17 protein-coding genes and 1 pseudogene are annotated in these 18,475 nt (G+C 66.8%); 10 read left to right on the top strand and 8 right to left on the bottom strand.

The features are described 5' to 3' along the window. Positions 1–43 precede the first annotated feature (43 nt). Complete coding sequence (pbpC, locus tag QRO91_RS03175) at positions 44–2,425, top strand: penicillin-binding protein 1C (RefSeq protein ID WP_049430074.1); 2,382 nt, start codon at positions 44–46, stop codon at positions 2,423–2,425. A gap of 154 nt (positions 2,426–2,579) precedes the next feature. Here pbpC and QRO91_RS03170 read toward each other — a convergent pair whose 3' ends face one another. Beyond that, entirely contained in the window at positions 2,580–3,155 is a 576-nt protein-coding gene (locus tag QRO91_RS03170; RefSeq protein ID WP_049430075.1) for a bacterioferritin, read from the bottom strand. A 29-nt stretch (positions 3,156–3,184) separates the two neighbouring features. Next, on the bottom strand, positions 3,185–3,667 hold the full coding sequence (locus QRO91_RS03165) for a peroxiredoxin (RefSeq protein ID WP_049430076.1): 483 nt from the start codon (positions 3,665–3,667) through the stop codon (positions 3,185–3,187). A gap of 261 nt (positions 3,668–3,928) precedes the next feature. Between QRO91_RS03165 and QRO91_RS03160 the strand changes: the two genes are divergently transcribed. Beyond that, positions 3,929–4,822, top strand: coding sequence for a DnaJ C-terminal domain-containing protein (locus QRO91_RS03160; RefSeq protein WP_043399085.1), 894 nt, complete (start codon positions 3,929–3,931; stop codon positions 4,820–4,822). An 88-nt stretch (positions 4,823–4,910) separates the two neighbouring features. On the opposite strand, the gene pilH is transcribed toward QRO91_RS03160, so the two are convergent. Together pilH and QRO91_RS03150 are read right to left on the bottom strand one after the other, a co-directional pair. Continuing rightward, positions 4,911–5,282, bottom strand: coding sequence for a twitching motility response regulator PilH (gene pilH / locus QRO91_RS03155; protein ID WP_005410644.1), 372 nt, complete (start codon positions 5,280–5,282; stop codon positions 4,911–4,913). An 88-nt stretch (positions 5,283–5,370) separates the two neighbouring features. Next, positions 5,371–6,366 (bottom strand): YhdH/YhfP family quinone oxidoreductase, encoded by a 996-nt coding sequence (locus tag QRO91_RS03150; RefSeq protein ID WP_197620207.1) that lies wholly within the window; start codon positions 6,364–6,366, stop codon positions 5,371–5,373. 153 nt (positions 6,367–6,519) lie between these two features. Here QRO91_RS03150 and hflK point away from each other — a divergent pair, with 153 nt between their 5' ends. The 5 genes from hflK to QRO91_RS03125 all read left to right on the top strand — a co-directional run bounded on the left by hflK (position 6,520) and on the right by QRO91_RS03125 (position 11,169). Then, positions 6,520–7,653 carry an FtsH protease activity modulator HflK gene (hflK, locus tag QRO91_RS03145; RefSeq protein WP_100443654.1) on the top strand — a complete coding sequence of 378 codons (1,134 nt, stop codon included), beginning with the start codon at positions 6,520–6,522 and terminating at the stop codon, positions 7,651–7,653. Continuing rightward, the gene (gene hflC, locus QRO91_RS03140; RefSeq protein WP_010482785.1) at positions 7,650–8,513 is read left to right on the top strand and encodes a protease modulator HflC; all 864 of its coding nucleotides are present in this window, start codon (positions 7,650–7,652) and stop codon (positions 8,511–8,513) included. The genes hflK and hflC overlap by 4 nt, the downstream gene beginning before the upstream one ends. A 69-nt stretch (positions 8,514–8,582) precedes the next feature. Beyond that, positions 8,583–8,768, top strand: a complete 186-nt coding sequence (locus tag QRO91_RS03135; RefSeq protein WP_049427618.1) for a DUF2065 family protein — start codon at positions 8,583–8,585, stop codon at positions 8,766–8,768. Positions 8,769–9,086: 318 nt separating this feature from the next. After that, complete coding sequence (locus QRO91_RS03130; RefSeq protein ID WP_049427619.1) at positions 9,087–10,379, top strand: adenylosuccinate synthase; 1,293 nt, start codon at positions 9,087–9,089, stop codon at positions 10,377–10,379. Between the two features lie 127 nt (positions 10,380–10,506). Continuing rightward, positions 10,507–11,169, top strand: a complete 663-nt coding sequence (locus QRO91_RS03125) for a hypothetical protein (RefSeq protein ID WP_049427620.1) — start codon at positions 10,507–10,509, stop codon at positions 11,167–11,169. On the opposite strand, the gene QRO91_RS03120 is transcribed toward QRO91_RS03125, so the two are convergent. Then, positions 11,105–11,779: a M23 family metallopeptidase gene (locus tag QRO91_RS03120; RefSeq protein ID WP_197620206.1), complete on the bottom strand. Its 675-nt coding sequence runs from the start codon at positions 11,777–11,779 to the stop codon at positions 11,105–11,107. The two genes, QRO91_RS03125 and QRO91_RS03120, sit on opposite strands and share 65 nt — an antisense overlap. Positions 11,780–11,783: 4 nt before the next feature. Beyond that, entirely contained in the window at positions 11,784–12,743 is a 960-nt protein-coding gene (locus QRO91_RS03115; protein WP_197620205.1) for a L,D-transpeptidase family protein, read from the bottom strand. A gap of 235 nt (positions 12,744–12,978) precedes the next feature. On the opposite strand from QRO91_RS03115, the gene QRO91_RS03110 reads away from it, so the two are divergent. After that, a complete protein-coding gene (locus QRO91_RS03110; RefSeq protein ID WP_197632906.1) occupies positions 12,979–15,108 on the top strand; it encodes a methyl-accepting chemotaxis protein in 2,130 nt (709 codons plus the stop codon). A 59-nt stretch (positions 15,109–15,167) separates the two neighbouring features. On the opposite strand, the gene QRO91_RS03105 is transcribed toward QRO91_RS03110, so the two are convergent. Further along, positions 15,168–15,803, bottom strand: coding sequence for a hypothetical protein (locus QRO91_RS03105; protein WP_197620203.1), 636 nt, complete (start codon positions 15,801–15,803; stop codon positions 15,168–15,170). 162 nt (positions 15,804–15,965) lie between these two features. Continuing rightward, a pseudogene (locus tag QRO91_RS03100) lies at positions 15,966–16,175 on the bottom strand (hypothetical protein); the annotation flags it as partial. Between the two features lie 105 nt (positions 16,176–16,280). On the opposite strand from QRO91_RS03100, the gene QRO91_RS03095 reads away from it, so the two are divergent. After that, entirely contained in the window at positions 16,281–17,003 is a 723-nt protein-coding gene (locus tag QRO91_RS03095; RefSeq protein WP_049429965.1) for an AraC family transcriptional regulator, read from the top strand. An 82-nt stretch (positions 17,004–17,085) separates the two neighbouring features. Further along, on the top strand, positions 17,086–18,453 hold the full coding sequence (locus QRO91_RS03090; protein ID WP_197620201.1) for an amino acid permease: 1,368 nt from the start codon (positions 17,086–17,088) through the stop codon (positions 18,451–18,453). Positions 18,454–18,475: the final 22 nt, after the last annotated feature.

Below are 18,475 nucleotides of genomic sequence, written 5' to 3'. Positions count from 1 at the left end.
GGATGGGCCGCGCAGGCGCGGCCCGTCCTGCGGGCAATGTGCAATGAAAGACGCAATGAAAAACCGGCTGGCGGCCCTGCGCCGCCGGCTGCAGCCGCTGTGGCCGTGGCTGCGCTGGGGTACCGCGGCGCTGCTGGCGCTGCTGCTGGTGCTGGATTTCGCCTTCCCGCCACCCTTGCCGAAGCAGCGCGACACCAGCACCCTGGTGGTGGCTGCAGACGGCACACCACTGCGTGCGTTCCCCGATGCCGAGGGCGTGTGGCGCTATCCGGCTTCCATCGACAGCGTCTCGCCGCTGTACCTGCAGGCATTGCTGACCTACGAAGACCGCTGGTTCTGGCGCCATCCGGGCATCAATCCGCTGGCGATCCTGCGGGCAAGCGGCCAGCTGCTGCGCGGCGGCCGCATCGTCTCCGGTGGCTCGACCCTGACCATGCAGGTCGCACGCATCCTCGATCCGCATACGCGCACGCCCTGGGGAAAGCTCAAGCAGATGCTGCGCGCGGTGCAGCTGGAAGTGCATCTGAGCAAGCAGCAGATCCTGGCCCTGTACCTGGAGCGCGCGCCCTACGGCGGCACCATCGAGGGCGTGGAAGCGGCCAGCTGGGCCTATCTGGGCAAGCCGGCGGCGCAGCTGTCGCATGCCGAAGCCGCGTTGCTGGCGGTGCTGCCGCAGGCACCGAGCCGGCTGCGCCCGGATCGTCACCCGGAAGCGGCGCAGAAGGCGCGTGACAAGGTGCTGACCCGCATGGCCGAACTGGGCGCGTGGACACCGGAAGAGGTGCAAGACGCGCGCATCGAGAACGTGGTGGCGCGCTCGCTGCGGCCGCCGCTGCATGCCGCGCTGCTGGCGCAGCGCCTGCATTCGGCGCATCCGGGCCAGGCACGCATCCAGAGCAGCATCGACATCGGCCTGCAGCGCACGCTGGAAGAGCGCGTGGCCAGCTATTTCTCGACGCTGCCCGAGCGTACCTCGGCCGCGCTGCTGGTGGTCGACAACCAGACCCTGCAGGCGCGTGCCTATGTCGGTACGTTGTCCTTTGGCGACCGCCAGCGGCTTGGCCACGTGGACATGGTGCAGGCCTGGCGTTCGCCCGGCTCCACGCTCAAGCCATTTCTCTACGCGATGGCACTGGATGATGGCCTGATCCATTCGGAGAGCCTGCTGGTCGATGCGCCGCAGAGTTTCGGCAGCTATCGCCCGGGCAATTTCGATATGGCCTTCAATGGGCCTGTTGGCGCCTCCAGCGCATTGCGGCTGTCACTCAACGTGCCGTCGGTGGACCTGTTGCAGCGGGTCGGGGCCGCGCGCTTTGCCGCACGCCTGTCGCATGCCGGCATCCAGCTGCGCTTTCCGCCGGGCAGCACGCCCAACCTGTCGTTGATCCTGGGCGGCACCGGCGCGCGGCTGGAAGATCTGGTCGGCGCGTTCGCCGCGCTCAACCGCAATGGCATCGCCGGGCGCGTGCGTTACACCGATGACGAGCCGATGATCGAGCGACGTCTCGCTTCGCCCGGCGCAAGCTGGATCGTGCGCGAGATGCTGGAATCGAATCCGCGCCCGGGGTACAGCGTCGGTACGTTCGATGTCGGTGGCCGCCCGCGCGTGGCGTGGAAGACCGGCACCAGTTACGGGTACCGCGATGCGTGGGCCATCGGCAGTACCCGCCATTACACCGTGGGCGTGTGGGTGGGCCGGCCGGACGGCACGCCTCTGCCGGGCCAGTACGGCGCGGTCACCGCGCTGCCACTGATGTTCGAGGTGGTGGACAGCCTGCCACGCCAACGCGGTGACTCGGCGTCCGCGCCGATGCCGGCCAGCGTCAGCCAGGAAGACGTCTGCTGGCCGACCGGTGAGCGTGCCGAAGACCTGTCTGCTGCGCTCTGCCAGCGCAGGATGTCGGCCTACCTGCTCGATGGCGCAGCACCGCCGACCTTCCCCGAGCGCGAGGCACGACGCTGGCAGCCGGGGCGGCAGCGTTTCCTGGCAGACGCCCGCAGCGGTCTGCGCGTGTCAGCCGATTGCCGCTTGCCGCACGAAGAAGTCGCGCGCGAGATCGCGCGCTGGCCAGCGTTGCTGTCACCGTGGCTGCCCAAGGCCACGCGCGAGGCCTCCCAGCTGCCGGCGCTGTCGCCGGACTGCCGTGATGATGGGCGTGAGGCCAGCGTCGCGTTGCACATCGATGGCCTCAATGATGGCGCCGTACTGGCGCGTGCACCCAACGCCGAACATGGCGTACGCCTGCAGCTGCGCGCGCTGGGCAGCGAGCAGACGGTGGACTGGCTGCTGGACGGTCGCTGGATCGCGCAGACTCATGGTGCGCAGTTGATGCAGCGCGAGTTCGCCGAACCGGGCGCGCATGCCCTGACCGCACTGGCGGCCGACGGCGCGTGGACGCAGGTGCGGTTCACCGTACTCCGGTAGGTGCCAACCTTGGTTGGCACGTCCCGTATGTCTGCCACGCTGTTGTAGAGCCGAGCCCATGCTCGGCTGCTCCTGCGACGTGCATGCAGAGGTAAGCCGAGCATGGGCTCGGCCCTACAACACCGTAGATGGCCGCGAGCCCTTGGCGTAACCGCTATTCCCCGATCCACCCATCCAGCAGGTCGGCGAATTCATCGGCGTGTTCCTCTTCCTGCGCCAGGATTTCCTCAAGGATGCGCTTGGTGGTGGTGTCGCGGTCGCCGATGAAGTTGATCATCTCGCGATAGCTGTCGATGGCGATGCGCTCGGCCACCAGGTTCTCGCGCACCATGTCGCGCAGGTCGCTGCCTTCCTTGTACTCGGCATGCGAACGCGCGGTGAGCGTATCGGGGTTGAAATCAGGTTCGCCGCCGAGCTGGACGATGCGCTCGGCCAGCTTGCCGGCGTGCGCCTGTTCCTGCTGTGCATGCTCGAGAAACTCGGCTTTCACCGCATCGGCCAGCATGCCCTTGGCCATGAAATAGTGCCGGTAGTAGCGCAGCACGCAGACGTACTCGGTGGCCAGCGCGTCGTTGAGCAGCTTGATCACCACCTTGCGGTCGGCGCTGTAGCTGTCGGTGATCGCGCCATCCTCGATGTTGCGCCGGGCGCGATCACGCAGGGTCTTGCGGTCGCTGATGCCGGGAACCTTCGCGGCGGGCTTGGGGGCTTTGGCTGGCTTGCTGGACATGGCTGGCCGTTTCCTTTTGCGGTGGAGAATCAGGTGGGCAGGTGCTCCAGCACGTACTCGGCTGAAGAGACTTCGAACTGGCCGGGTTGTTCAACCCAGGCGGCGCGCACCACGCCATCGACCACGTACAGCGCGAAGCGACGCGAGCGGATGCCCATGCCCGAGGCGCTGGCGTCGAGCTCCAGGCCGAGCGCGCGGGTCAGTTCTGCATTGCCGTCGGACAGCATCAGCAGGCCGTCGGGCACGTGCTGGTCGGTGGCCCAGGCTTTCATCACGAACGGATCGTTGACCGCCACGCAGTAGACGTCGATGCCGCGCTGGCGGAAGGCCTCGAACTTTTCGACGTAGCCGGGCAGGTGACGGGCCGAACAGGTGGGGGTGAACGCACCGGGCACGGCGAACAGCACCACCTTGCGCGCGTCGAACAGCGAATGCGTATCGAGCGTTTCGATGCCCTCGCGGATGCGCTTGAGGGTCACTTCCGGAATGCGGTCGCCAACGTGGATGGTCATGGTGGACTCCTTGCAGGGGCAGGCTAGAGGCCGGCGTGGGACAGGGGCGTCAAGACATTGGAAAACCGGCGTGCAGGCCCCATCTTCAGGCCTGGCGGGGCAGGCTTCCAGTCAAAGCCTGGGGCATGGGGATGGCAGCCGCATTGCGCAGGATCAGTCGGCCTCACCAGGGCCGCACGAGGGGCGGCGTAGCATCGCCGGCGCGTAGAATGAACCCGGGGCGGCGCCACCGGCGCGGCCGAAGCGAATCGAGGTAGATGGATGGAATTCAAGGATTACTACGCCACCCTGGGGGTGGAACCGAGCGCGGGCGAGGCGGAGATCAAGACCGCCTACCGCCGGCTGGCACGCAAGTACCACCCGGACGTCAGCAAGGAGGCCGGGGCCGAAGACAAGTTCAAGGCGGTCAACGAGGCCTACGAGGCGCTGCGTGATCCGGAGAAGCGCGCGGCCTACGACCAGCTGCGCGCGCAGGGCTATCGCCCGGGCGAGGAGTTCAACGTGCCGCCGAACTACGGCGGCGCCGGGGGCTTCAATTTCGAGGAAGTGTTCGGCGGCGGCGGCCCCAACGGCGGCTTCAGCGACTTCTTCGAAAGCCTGTTCGCGCGCCAGCGTGGCGGTGGCGGCGCTGGTCCCGGGCCGGGCTTCAGCAGCCAGGGCCATGCGCCCAATCGCGATACCCGCGCCAAGCTGTCGGTACCGCTGGAGGCGGCCTACAACGGTGACAGCCTGCGCATCACCGTCAACGGCAAGCAGCTGGACGTGCGCGTGCCCAAGGGCATCCGTCCGGGCCAGGTGATACGGCTGGCCGGGCAGGGCAATCATGGCGGCAACCTGCTGCTGGAAGTGGAGTACGCCGCGCACCCGCAGTTCGAGGTCGATGGCCGCAACATCCTCTATACGCTGCCGGTCACACCGTGGCAGGCCGCATTGGGGACCAGCATCAGCGTGCCGACCCTGGGCGGTGCGGTGGAGCTGAAGATTCCGGCCGATTCCGATGCCGGGCGCAAGCTGCGCCTGCGTGGCCGTGGCCTGCCGGGCAATCCGGATGGCGACCAGATCGTCGAGATCGAGATCGTGGCCCCGGCCGCGACCGATGAGGCGCAGAAGAAGGCATACCGGAACCTGGCCAAGGCGTTCGGCGAAACGATCTGAGGTGGATTCTGGTGGGGGCGGACCTGGGGCCACACGCTTTTCGGCCGTTCAAGGCGTGCCAACCAAGGTTGGCACCCACCGGAATGTTTCAGCCCTGCCCGGCGAACACCCGTTCCAGCACTTCGGACAGTTCGTCTTCCGAGAACGGCTTGGTGATGTAGGCCTTGGCGCCCTGGCGCATGCCCCACATGCGGTCGGTGTCCTGGTCCTTGGTGGTCACCAGGATCACCGGGATGTGGCGGGTTGCCTCGTCGCGGGCGAGGGTGCGGGTGGCCTGGAAGCCGTTGAGGTTGGGCATCACCACGTCCATCAGGACGAGGTCGGGCAGCTCGGCCTTGGCGGTTTCGACCCCGGCGGCGCCATCGGTGGCGGTCAGGATCTGGTGCCCGAGCTTCTCGACGATGCGCTGTATCCCCAACAGCTGCGACGGTGAGTCGTCGACGATCAGAATGCGTGCCATGTTGTTCCCCATGTAATGCCCGCAGTGTAGTGCGGGCACATTACCGGCGGGAGGGGACCGCCTGCCGTCCGTCGCCTGCCTGCGACGTTCAGTCGATCCGCACCACGGTGCGGCCCAGCGAGCCGCCGGCCAGCATCCGCTCGAACACGGCGGGCAGGCCATCCAGGCCGACTTCGGCAGTACAGATGCGGTCCAGGTGCTGCGGTTTCCAGTCACTGCCCAGTCGCGACCACACCTCTTCGCGCAGCCCGCGCGGCGCATTGGCCGAGGACACGCCCAGCAGCGAGACACCGCGCAGGATGAACGGCATCACGGTCATGTCCAGCGTCGGGCTGGCGGCCAGACCGGCACTGACCACGCTGCCGTAGGGCACGGTCTGCGCCAGCAGGCTGGCCAGCATGTCGCCTCCGGCATTGTCGAGGCCACCGCCGAAGCGCGCCGACTGCAGCGGGCCGGTATCGGCCAGCGCGTCGCGTGGCAGTACCTCGGTGGCGCCGATGCTGCGCAGGAAATCGGCCTGGTCCGGCTTGCCGCTGACCGCGTGCACGCTGTAGCCGGCACGGCTGAAGATCGACAGCGCCAGCGCACCGACACCGCCGCTGGCACCGGTGACCGCCAGCGGGCCGAGTTCCGGGGTCTGCCGGTTGTCCTGCATGCGCAGCAGGGCCAGCGCCGCAGTGAACCCAGCGGTGCCCAGCACCATCGCCTCGCGAGGGGTCAGCCCGGCCGGCTGGGCGATCACCGCACGCGACTCCAGCCGCACGTACTGGCTGTAGCCGCCGTCGCGGGTTTCGCTGAGGCCGCAGCCGGTGGCCAGCACCGCGTCGCCTTCACGCCAGTCAGGATCGGCGCTGGCGACTACGGTGCCGGCCACGTCGATGCCCCCGACCAGCGGGAAGCGGCGCAGGATCTTCCCCTTGCCGGTGCCGGCCAGGGCGTCCTTGTAGTTGACCGAGGACCAGTGGGCGCGGATCAGCACCTGGCCGGGGTTGAGGTCGTCGACACCCAGCTGGGCCAGGCCGCTGCGGTAGCCGGCGTCGTCGTTTTCGATACGGAAGGCGGTGAACGGGGTGGTGGGGGCCATCGGCGTTGCCTGACTTCGAGGAAAACGCCACCTTACCCCGTAGCCCCCCTTTCGATCCTGCCGATCCGCCCCATCTTGTATGATCGGTGATGGTTTCACGGCTGGCGGTGCGGGAAGGGCCCGTGCCGCAGCCCAAATCTTGATGGAGCGTGCATGGCCTGGAATACACCCGGCGGCAACAAGGGCGGACAAGGCCCCGAGGACAATCGACGCGGGCCGTTCGGGTCACGCGGCGGTGGCAATGGTGGTGGCTGGGGCGGATTGCCCGGACCACTGAAGGACCTGTTCGACGGCGGCATCGTGCGTTGGGTGGTGGCGGCCGTGGTGCTGCTGGTGCTGTTCTCCAGCTTCCAGCTGATCGGCGAACAGCAGCGTGGCGTGGTGCTGCGCTTCGGCCAGTTCTCGCGCATCCTGCAGCCCGGCCCGAACTTCAAGCTGCCGTGGCCGATCGAATCGGTCACCAAGGTCAATGCCACCGAGATCAAGACCTTCTCGATCCAGGTGCCGGTGCTGACCCGCGACGAGAACATCGTCAACGTCTCGCTGAACGTCCAGTACCGCATCGACGACCCGCAGCAGTACCTGTTCGGCACCGTGGATGCCAACCAGGTGCTGGAGCAGTCGGCGCAGAGCGCGGTGCGCGAGGAAGTCGGCCGCGCCGACCTCAACGCCGTGCTGAACAACCGTGGCCCGCTGGCCGTGGCCGCCGAAGAGCGCCTGCAGGCGCTGCTGAAGGCGTTCAAGACCGGCCTGACCGTGACCGGCCTGACCCTGCAGGACGCCCGTCCGCCGGAAGAGGTCAAGCCGGCCTTCGACGAGGTCAATGGCGCCCAGCAGGTCAAGGAACGCCTGATCAACGAAGCCCAGGCCTACGCCGCCAAGGTCGTGCCGGAAGCCCGAGGCCAGGCCTCGCGTGCCCGTACCACCGCCGAAGGCTACAAGCAGGCCGTGGTGTCCAAGGCCGAGGGTGACGCGCAGCGCTTCAGCCTGTTGCAGGCCCAGTACAAGGACGCCCCGGAAGTGACCCGCAAGCGCCTGTGGCTGGAGACCGTGCAGCAGGTGCTGAGCGAGAACCGCAAGGTGATCGGTGGCGATGGCCGCCAGCTGATCTACGTGCCGATGACCGGCGATACCCGTCCCACCACCTCGGCCCCGCCGGGGGTGACCAACCCGGAGGTGGTGATGCCGTCGCTGCCGGGCGCAGCGGTGGAACAGTCCCGTGATCCGGGCCGGCCGGTGGGCCGCCCGACCGGGCGACCGAGCGGCCGTGAGGAGGGCAGCCGATGAAGAGTCCTATCTGGATCGCCGTGATCGTGGCGGTGGTGCTGGGCCTGCTCGGCTCGGTGTACGTGGTCCGTGAGGACCAGACCGCCATGGTGCTGAACCTGGGCAAGGTGGTGCGTTCGGACATCAAGCCGGGCCTGCACTTCAAGGTGCCGGTGGTGGAAACGGTGAAAGTCTTCGACCGCCGCTTCCAGGTGCTCGACACCGCCCCGGCGCGTTACTTCACTGCTGAGCAGAAGGACGTCAGCGTCGACTTCTTCGCCATCGGCTACATCTCCAACGTGGGTGACTACTTCCGTGCCACCGGCGGCGATCCGCGTATCGCCAATGCCCGTCTGGCACCGATCATCACCGACTCGCTGCGCAACCAGATCAACTCGCGCACCCTGCAGCAGCTGGTTTCCGGCGACCGCAGCGAGCTGATCGCCGAGCAGCTGAAGGGGATCAACGAAGCCGTGGCCGGCCTGGGCATGCAGATGATCGACCTGCGCATCAAGCAGGTGGACCTGCCGACCGACAGCCAGGTGATCAACGACGTGTACGAGCGCATGCGCGCCCAGCGCAAGCAGGAAGCCGCCAAGCTGCGCGCTGAGGGCGAGGAGCAGTCGCTGACCATCCGCGCCCAGGCCGACCGTGACAGCACCGTACTGATCGCCGAGGCCGAGCGTGATGCCCAGCGCCTGCGCGGTGAAGGCGATGCCGACGCCGCCCGCATCTACGGCAAGGCCGGCTCGGCCGACCCGTCGTTCTACGCGTTCTACCGCAGCCTGGAGGCCTACCGTGGCTCCATGACCGACGGCAACGGCGTGATCGTGCTGGACAAGAACGACCCGTTCCTGCAGTACCTGAAGAACGACCGCTGAGGTCGCAGGGCGTTACCCCACGGGGCCCGGCTGAATGCCGGGCCCCGTGTTTTTTCCGGAGTCCCCCCCATGAAAGATCTGTTCGCCGCCGTCTGCCTGGTGGCGGTGCTGGAAGGCCTGTTCCTGTTCGTCGCACCGTTCGCCTGGAAGCGCATGGCCGAGCGCCTGCTGGACATGCCGAGCCCGGCCCTGCGCAGCTTCGGCGGGCTGGTGCTGCTGGCCGGCCTGAGCCTGCTGTGGTGGGCACGGCACTGAACCCCGCCCTGTAGCGTCCGAGCCCATGCTCGGGCGGCGCCGCGCAGCGGCGGAAAGGCAGCCGAGCATGGGCTCGGCTCTACATGAGACGCCGGCCTGACCGGCCGGTGAAGCCGTCCGTCGGAAAGGTGGCACCCGACCCCGGAAACCCGGATAATGCACAAAAGCCGGACGGGCCTCCCCGTTCGGCTTTTTCCGTGTCTGGGCCTTCCATCGCCGGCCGCTCCCCGTTTGGAGCCGCCTTGCAGGTGCTGGCCAGCCCCGCCACGGTTTACCCGTCCGCGGCCCCGATGGCCGCAACAAATCGAGGAGCCCGTCATGGGTCAGTCTGTCGTAGTGTTGGGTGCCCAGTGGGGCGATGAAGGCAAGGGCAAGATCGTCGATCTGCTCACTGAGGAAATCGGCGCCGTCGTGCGCTTCCAGGGCGGCCACAACGCCGGCCACACCCTGGTCATCAACGGCAAGAAGACCGTCCTGCACCTGATCCCGTCGGGCATCCTGCGTGACGATGCGCTGTGCCTGATCGGCAACGGCGTGGTGATCTCGCCCGCCGCACTGCAGAAGGAAATCGCCGAGCTGGAAGCCTCCGGTGTGGAAGTGCGTTCGCGCCTGAAGATCTCCCCGGCCGCGCCGCTGATCATGCCGTACCACATCGCCCTGGACCAGGCGCGCGAGCGCGCTGCCGGCGGCAAGGCGATCGGCACCACCGGCCGTGGCATCGGCCCGGCCTACGAAGATAAGGTGGCGCGTCGCGGCATCCGCATCGCTGACCTGCACTACCCGAAGCAGCTGGAAGAACTCCTGCGCACCGCGCTGGATTACCACAACTTCGTGCTGACCAAGTACCTGAACACCGATGCGGTCGACTTCCAGAAGACCTTCGACGAAGCGCTGGCCTTCGGCGAATACGTGCAGCCGATGAAGTCCGACGTGGCCGGCATCCTGCACGACCTGCGCAAGCAGGGTAAGCGCGTGCTGTTCGAAGGTGCGCAGGGCGCGCTGCTGGACATCGACCACGGCACCTACCCGTACGTCACCAGCTCCAACACCACCGTCGGTGGTGCGCTGGCCGGTTCCGGCGTCGGCGCCGATTCGATCGACTATGTGCTGGGTATCGCCAAGGCCTACGCCACCCGCGTCGGCGGCGGCCCGTTCCCGACCGAGCTGGACGACGAAGTCGGCCAGGGCATCCGTGACCGCGGCGCCGAGTACGGTGCTTCGACCGGCCGTCCGCGTCGTTGCGGCTGGATGGACATCGTCGCGCTGAAGCGCGCAGTGGCCATCAACGGCATCAGCGGCCTGTGCATCACCAAGCTGGATGTGCTGGACGGCATGGAAAAGCTGAAGGTCTGCATCGCCTACGAATACAACGGCAAGCGTACCGAGTACGCGCCGCTGGACGCGCAGGGCTGGGAAGAGTGCACCCCGGTGTACCTGGAGTTCCCGGGCTGGAGCGAGAACACCCACGGCATCACCCACTGGGACGAGCTGCCGCCGGCCGCACGTGCCTACCTGCGGTCGCTGGAAGAGCTGGCGGGTTGCCCGATCAGCATCGTCTCCACCGGCCCGGACCGCGACCACACCATGGTCCTGCAGGATCCGTTCGCCTGAGTGAGTGACCGGTAGCGCTGGGCCATGCCTGGCGTCGCAGAAAGAAGAAGCCCCGCGAACGCGGGGCTTTTTCGTTACTGTGTCGCCAGTGCCGGCGAGGAAGCGAAGCGATGACCAGGATGTCAGCGTGAAAGGCGAGACCGTGGTGCGGGTCACCCTGTGGGTGTTGTGGAGCCTGTGGGGCATCGCCTGCGCGGTTCTGGCGCTCGGCGCGATCGCCAACCATCTGGCCTCGCGTACCCAGACCCTGCCGCTGCTGCTCAGCCCCGGCGCGACGGCCGAGGTCACCGTCTACCGCTTCATCGATGACCAACTGCGGCTGCGACTGCGCTATGCCGCAGACGGTACTCAGGCTGACCCTGAAGTTCTGCTGCGCATCGATACTCCCACCGATCATGGAGATTTCCGCGCGGGAGAGCGTTCGGGCGTGGCCGGGCAGGGCATCAACCGCAGGCTGGCATCGGTTGAATCCAGCGGCCTCACGGCGTCCTACTTCGGCTATGGCCGCGGCGATGCATTGCCACGCGGACGCTCATGGCTGCGGGTAACCGTGCTGGAGGTGGACCCGGCGCTGGCGGGCAGGGCGGCCGTGATCGAACTGCAGCCCCCACTGGACCTGTTGAAGCTGACCGACCTGGACTACGTCTGGCTGTGGCCGTTCTTCTTCTGGAAGGTGGCGGCACTGTTCCTGCTGATTCCTGGGGGCGCGTTGGCGGTGTTCACGTTCACCTTGCGGCGCTGGCAGCGCCGGGCGTCGAAGCAGCCGATTTCAGCAGCGGATACGGATTGATCGATTCCCCCTTCCACCACTGCTTCTCCGGCCCCAGTACGTGTACTTCGAAATGCAGGTGCGGGGCCTCCGCGCTGGCATTGCCGGTGCTGCCCACATAACCGATCACCTCGCCGCGCTTGATCACCTGCTTTTCGGCCAGGCCATCGGCATAGCGCTGCAGGTGCGCGTAGTAGTAGCACCAGCGTCCGCTGGGCTCGAACTGGTAGATGGTCAGCCCACCGCGCTTGCTGTCGAACAGCTTCTCCACCGTGCCGTCGGCCACGGCCAGCACCGGCGTACCGGCATCGGTCATGATGTCGATTGCATCGTGCACGCGGCCCTCGCTGCGTGCATCGGTGAAGGTGTCGCGCAGTTGCGAGGGCAGTACCCCCTGCACCGGCAGCAGCAGATCCACGGGTGCATCGCTGGCGCTGGCTGACGTTGGCAAGGATGCGGATGCTGGAGCATTCACGTGCGGCACTGCCGACGCCTTCGCCGGTGCAGCAGCCACCGCTGGTTGCGATGCGGGCGCCACAACGGCCACCGGTTCACCCACATCGCGGCGCAGCCACCAGCCCACTCCCACACCCAGCAGCACGCCCAGCACGATCAGCTGCGAAAGACGCATCGGCTCACTCCTGCATCACCACGGGAACGGAGGTATCCACCGCATCGGCCACACGCAGCGCATCCCAGTTGGTCATGCGCACGCAGCCATGCGATTCGGTCTTGCCGACATGGCCAGGCACCGGCGTTCCGTGCAGGCCATAGTGGGGTTTGGACAGATCGATCCAGACCCGGCCGACGGGATTGTTCGGACCGGGCGGCAGCGTGGCCTTCTTGTCGCCCTTGCGCGCATCCCAGAACAGCTTGGGGTTGTAATGGAATGGCGGGTCGCGATACACGCCGAGAATCTTCCATTCGCCGATCGGCAGCGGATCGTGCTGGCTGCCGGAAGAGACCGGCACCTGCGCGATCACCTTGCCCTGCGCATCCAGCAACTGCAGGGTGGAATCGGACTTGTCGACCACGATCCTGGCCGCCTTCGGCAACGCCCCCGGTGCGATGTTGGGCACCTGGATGCGGTTGCCGGCCTTGGCCAGATCGACGCCGGGGTTGAGTGCCTTCAGCAATGCCGGCGAGGCATGGAAGCGCTCGCCCAGTGATTCCTCGACGCTGCTGTAGCCCAGTGCTTTCAGCTTGGCCTGGGCGGCCGGTCCTTTCGGGACCGGCTGGAACGGGCCTCCCACGTCATCGGCGGTCAATGTGTAACTGGCAAGCGGTGTGGTCGCATCGGCCTGCAGTGCTTTCCAGGTGGCATCGTCCAGCTCACCGGTCACCGTCAGCCCGTGTGCGGCCTGGAAACCGGACACCGCGCGGCGCTGATTGCTGCCGACCTCACCGTCGATCTCGCCCGGGGAGAAATTGGCGCGATCCAGAAGCACCTGGGCGTGCAGCGGCGAGCGCGCCGCGGTATCGGGTCCGGCCTTCTCGGCAATGGGCTCCGGCAGCTGGGCCGGCGGCGGCACCTGCGCGAAGGCGGGAGACACCAGCAAGGACAGGGCGAGCAGGGCAGGGCGGTGTACGGGCATGGAGGTCTCCGGCAGATGGCAGCTCCACCCTGCCCGCAGAGGCTGCGCAGCCCCCGTGAAAGCATCCTGATGCCGGCATGAGCAGGGTAGCCCTGGCGTGGCCCGGGCCCTTGTCGCAGAAGCGTAGTGCGTGGCATCACCAAGGTGAACGGCTGCCGACGCCCGTGCATGTTGCCGGTCAAGAATGCCGGCGGCGCGGCCGATAGGGGCGCATCCCCCCGTTTTGGATGTACCGATGAACTACTTGAGGAATGTCAGGGTTGCCTGGCGTCTTGGGCTGGGCTTTGGCCTGCTGTTGTTGCTGGTTGCCGCCGTGGTGGCCACCGGCGCCACCGCCAGTGTCGTGCAGAAGCGCGCGATGCAGAAGGTGGTCGACATCAGCGTGGCCAAGGTGCGTCTGTTGTCGCAGATGCTCGATACCAACAACCAGATGATGGTGGTGCGCCGCGAGATGCTGATCCGCCAGGGCGAAGATCGCGGACACGACGAGCAGCGCATCGCCGATCTGGTCAAGCGCTACGAGGCCAGCTGGACCGCCTACCAGGCGCTGCCCAGCGACGCCCAGGGCAAGGCCATCGCGGAAACCATCGCGGCCAAGCGTGCCGTCGCGCGCCCGCTCAACAAGCAGACCAGCGAACTGATGGAGCAGGGTGACTACCCGGGCGCCGTGGCGCTGACCCTGGGCCCGGTGCAGGAAGCCGCCAATGGCTGGAACAAGGCGCTGTCCGATGGCGTGGACTTCGAAGAGAAGGAAAGCCGCGATGCAGCCGCCGAGGCGATCAGGCTGGGCGAGCGCAGCCTGCTGCAGCTGCTGGTGCTGGGCGGCGTCGCGCTGCTGGTGGGCATCGGTGCCTCGGTGATGATCGGCCGCAGCCTGACCGGCCCGCTGGCCCGCGCGGTGAACCTGGCCGAGCGCCTGTCCAAGGGCCAACTGGACCAGGAGTTCCGCCTTGGTGGCCGTGACGAACTGACCCAGCTGGGCGAGGCGATGGCCAGCGTGCGGCAGAGCGTGCAGGCGGCGATCGGCGCGCAGCTGCAGATGGCCGAACAGCATGAGGCCGGTGCGATCCGCTATCGCATGGATGCCAGTGCGTTCCCCGGTGATTTCGGCCGCATGGTGCAGGCCACCAACAGCCTGGTCGAATCGCACGTGCAGGTTGAGCTGCTGATGGCCGAGGTGATGCAGCGCTACGCCATCGGTGACCTCAGCCGTGATCTGCCGGACTACCCGGGCGAGAAGGGCACACTGACCCGCACCCTGGCGGCGGTGAAGCAGAGCCTGATGGCGATCAACGCGCAGATCGATGAACTGGCCCGCGCCGCACGCGCCGGTGATTTCAGCATGCGTGGCGATGCCGCAGCGTTCCAGTACCAGTTCAAGGCGATGGTCGAGCACCTCAACGGCATGATGGCCAGTTCGCAGGCCAGCATCGCCGACGTCTCCGACGTGCTGCGTGCAATCTCGCACGGCGACCTGACCGCGCGCATGGAGGGCGAGTACGACGGAGTGTTCGCGCGCATGCGCGACGACGCCAACACAACCACCGCGCAGCTGACCGGCATCGTGCGGGGCATCCAGGTGGCCGCCGACAGCATCAACAACGCAGCGCAGGAACTGGCCGCCGGCAACAACGACCTGTCGCGCCGCACCGAGCAGCAGGCCGCCAACCTGGAAGAGGCCGCAGCATCGATGGAGGAGCTGACCTCCACCGTGCGCCAGAATGCCGAGCTGGCCCGTCAGGCCGACAGCGAAGCGCATGCCGCCGGTGCCGCAGTGCGCGAGACCGAGCAGGCCATGGCACAGATGGCATCGGTGATGGGCGAGATCGATCAGTCATCGGCACGCATCTCGGAGATCTCCACGGTGATCGACGGCATCGCGTTCCAGACCAACATCCTGGCGCTGAATGCTGCGGTGGAAGCCGCCCGTGCGGGCGAGCAGGGCCGTGGGTTTGCCGTGGTTGCCAGCGAAGTGCGCACGCTCGCGCAGCGTGCCGGCGTGGCCGCCAAAGAGATCAAGGAACTGATCGAAGACGCCGCTGCCAAGGTGAAGAGTGGCCTGGCGGTCACCGTTGAATCCGAAGCCGCCATTGCGCGCGTGGCCCAGGCCAGCTCGCGCACCACCCAGCTGATGAGCGACATCGCAGCGGCCAGCAAGGAACAGGCGGCCGGTATCGAGCAGGTCAACCAGGTGGTGGTGCAGATGGACCAGGTGACCCAGCAGAACGCTGCACTGGTGGAAGAAGCGACCGCGGCCAGCCGCGCGCTGGAGGAGCAGGCGCATGCACTGACCACGTCGGTGTCGGTGTTCAAGGTGGAAGGTGAAGTGCAGGACAGGTCTATGCGATCAAAGTCCGCCGCGTGATGAATGGCTCGCGCGCTGGAGTGGCTCCAGCGCGCGCATTTGGATTGTTCATGCCAATGCTAGGTGCCGAAGAACAGCCGAATCGCATTGATGATGGTGGATGAGTGCGAGCCGATGGCCGTGGTTTTCTCCAGGCGTTCCAGCTTGTTCACGGCTTGATGCTCTGGTGCCGAGTTCACGTGGATACTGCCGACGTACATCACCGACCCCAAGGCGGCATTGTCCATTGACGCAGGTGCTGTACCCGTCGCTTCAGCCTTGGATTCGGGGAAAAATGGTTCGCCGCTGTGACGCAGGAACTGCCGGTCGGGCAGAAGCTCGTTGACCAGCGCATCTGGGGTCAGTTCGAGTAGCCGACGCATTCTGGCAAGTTCGGAATCGATCCGAATGGCAATTGATGCGAATAGAGTGTGCGGGATCTTCTTTTGTCTTACTTCGACTCGCCACGTGTAGATATCCACGGGATTGTCGAATGGGTAGAGTTGCTCCAGCCCCAGCGCACACAATCGTTTCAATGGCGTTGGGCCCAATGCAATCGAGCATGCATGAACCTCCACTGCAAGCTCGTAGAGCCGGGGTGCCCCGAATTCGTCGTCATGGCCCTGCTTTCTGCCAGACGGGTAATGCTTCATCAGCAGATGGAAGTATTCGTTGTGTGCATTCTGGAAAGCATCAAGCAGCGTTTCTGGATTCATGTGGACCAAGAGTACGGGTTGGCAGGTCCGATCCCGTGCAGGTTCAGGATTTCTGAGGGCTCCAGGATCGGCGTCTCCAATGATTTGACCTTCCGGCGGGTGGTGCAAGCCAATCGGCGAGTTCGGGCACAAGGGCCGGAACGGTCATCGTGGGTGTCAACTACGGGCGGGTGACTTCTTGGTGGTCGCCTTCTTCGCCGCCTTGCGCCCACTGCCACTGCGCTTGCCCCCACCATCCTGCTTGTTCACGGTGGCCCAGGCGATGCGTTCGGCGGTGCTTTTACTGGCACCACGCTCGCGCTCGCTGTCCTCGATGTGCTCGGCTTGGCGCTTCTGCTTTTCGGTATAGGCGGACTTGTCACCGCGGGGCATGACCGGTCTCCGGCAGGAACTGGCCTCACGGTGGACCTGGCAGCGTTAAGCGCAAGTCCCGCAAGGGTGATCGCACCGGCAAGGGGCCTCGGCTATGCTTGCCGCATGCGAGTCGAGCCCGCCGACATCGAAGCCCTGTTCGACGCCATCCCGGATGTGCTGTTCTTCATCAAGGATCTCCAGGGGCGTTACACCCACGTCAACCAGACCATGCTGCGGCGGCTGGGCCTGCGCGCGCGCAAGGACGTGATCGGGCGCACCGCGGCCGAAATCTACCCGACCGGCCTCAGCGCGGACTACGTCGACCAGGACGCCCGCGTGCTGTCCGGCGAGGTGATCGAGAACCTGATGGAGCTGCACCTGTTCGCCAACCGCGAACCGGGCTGGTGCCTGACCTGCAAGCGCCCGCTGGTGGTCGATGGGGCCATCGAGGGGTTGATCGGCATTTCCCGCGACCTTGGCCAGAAGGACAGCCTGGGTACCCAGTACGAACAGCTGCGGCTGGCACTGGCCCACCTCAACGCGCACTACGCCGAGAACGTGCGCATGCAGACCCTGCTGGACATCACCGGCTTTTCGCTGTCCAAGCTGGAGCGCAGCTTCCGCAAGGTGTTCCAGATGACCCCGCAGCAGGTGCTGACCCGGCTGCGGATCCAGATGGCCATGCACCTGCTGCACGGTGACGAGAGCATCGCCAGCATCGGCCAGGCCTGCGGTTTCAGCGACCAGAGCGCCTTCACCCGCAAGTTCAAGGCTGAAACCGGTTTCTCGCCGCGCGCCTACCGTGCCCGTATCGGCGGCAACGTCGGCGAGCCCGCACTGGCCTGAGCGGCCTGCTGCGCTGTGCCTATCCCCGCGGGCATGGGACAGGGTAAGGTGTCGCCCCTGTAGCCCGCCGCCAGCCCCGTCGATGCCCAACTCGATTCCGACCGCTTCGCCGTCCCGCCTCGGACATTCGCTCAAGCCCCGCCAGCTGATCATGATGGGCCTGGGCAGCGCCATCGGCGCCGGCCTGTTCCTCGGCTCGGGCGTGGGCGTGCAGGCGGCCGGTCCGGCGGTGCTGGTGTCGTATCTGGTCGCTGGCGCGCTGGTGATCATCGTGATGAACGCACTGGGCGAAATGGCGGCGGCCAAACCAACCAGTGGCGCGTTCTCGGTCTATGCCGCCGATGCCATGGGCGCCACCGCCGGTGCCACCGTGGGCTGGCTGTGGTGGGTGCAGCTGGTGATCGTGATCGCTGCCGAGGCGGTGGGGGCGGCCGGTCTGCTGGCCACCGTCTGGCCAGCGGTACCTGTACCGATGGCGGCGCTGGCCTTCATGCTGTTCTTCACCGCGATCAACCTGCTCGGGGTGAAGAACTTCGGCGAGTTCGAATTCTGGTTCGCCATCCTCAAGGTCGCGGCGATCCTGGCCTTCATCGCCATCGGCGTGGCGCTGCTGATGGGCTGGCTGCCGCAGGTGACCTCGCCGGGCCTGAGCAACTTCACCGAACACGGTGGCTTCGCACCGAAGGGCCTGGCCGGCATCGGTGCCGCGCTGCTGGTGGTGGTGTTCGCCTTTGGCGGCACCGAGATCGTGGCCGTCGCTGCTGCCGAGACCGAAGACCCGGAACGCAGCATTGCCCGTGCGATCCGCACGGTGGCCTGGCGCATCCTGGTGTTCTACATCGGCTCGCTGAGCGTGATCATCGCTGTGGTGCCGTGGACCAGCGAGGCGCTGAAATCGCCGTTCGCTGCGGTGCTGGATATCGCCCGTATCCCGGGCGCGGGCACCGTCATCACCCTGATCGCGGTGATCGCGCTGCTGTCGGCGCTCAATGCCAACCTCTACGGCGCCTCGCGCATGATGTATTCGCTGGCGCAGCGTCGTGAAGCCCCTGCCGTGCTGGGCTGGACCGACCCGCGCCAGGTGCCGGTCATCGCCGTGCTGGCCAGCGTGCTGTTCGGTTTCGCCGCCACCGTGATGGAACTGCTGTTCCCGGACCGGGTGCTGCCGGTGCTGCTGAACATCGTCGGTTCCACCTGCCTGCTGGTGTGGACGCTGTCGCTGGTCTCGCAGCTGGTTCTGCGCCGCCGCGCGGATCGCCTGGGCACCCGCCTGCCGTTCCGCATGGCTGGTTTCCCGTGGCTGACGGTGTGCGCGCTGGCGATCCTGGCGCTGATCTTCGGCCTGCTGCTGAGCGAGTCGCACACCCGCCTGCAGTTCCTGTCGATGGTGGCGCTGACCGCCACCATCGCCGCCGGCAGCGCCATCGCCCGGCGCATGCGCGAGGCGTGATCCCGTAGAGCCGACCCTACGG

This window comes from Stenotrophomonas maltophilia group sp. Smal32 (assembly GCF_030237085.1).
GTDB classification, from domain to species: Bacteria; Pseudomonadota; Gammaproteobacteria; order Xanthomonadales; family Xanthomonadaceae; genus Stenotrophomonas; species Stenotrophomonas maltophilia_Q.
The sequence above is the reverse complement of the archived record's forward strand: the minus strand, read 5'-3'. Positions and strand labels throughout refer to the sequence as shown.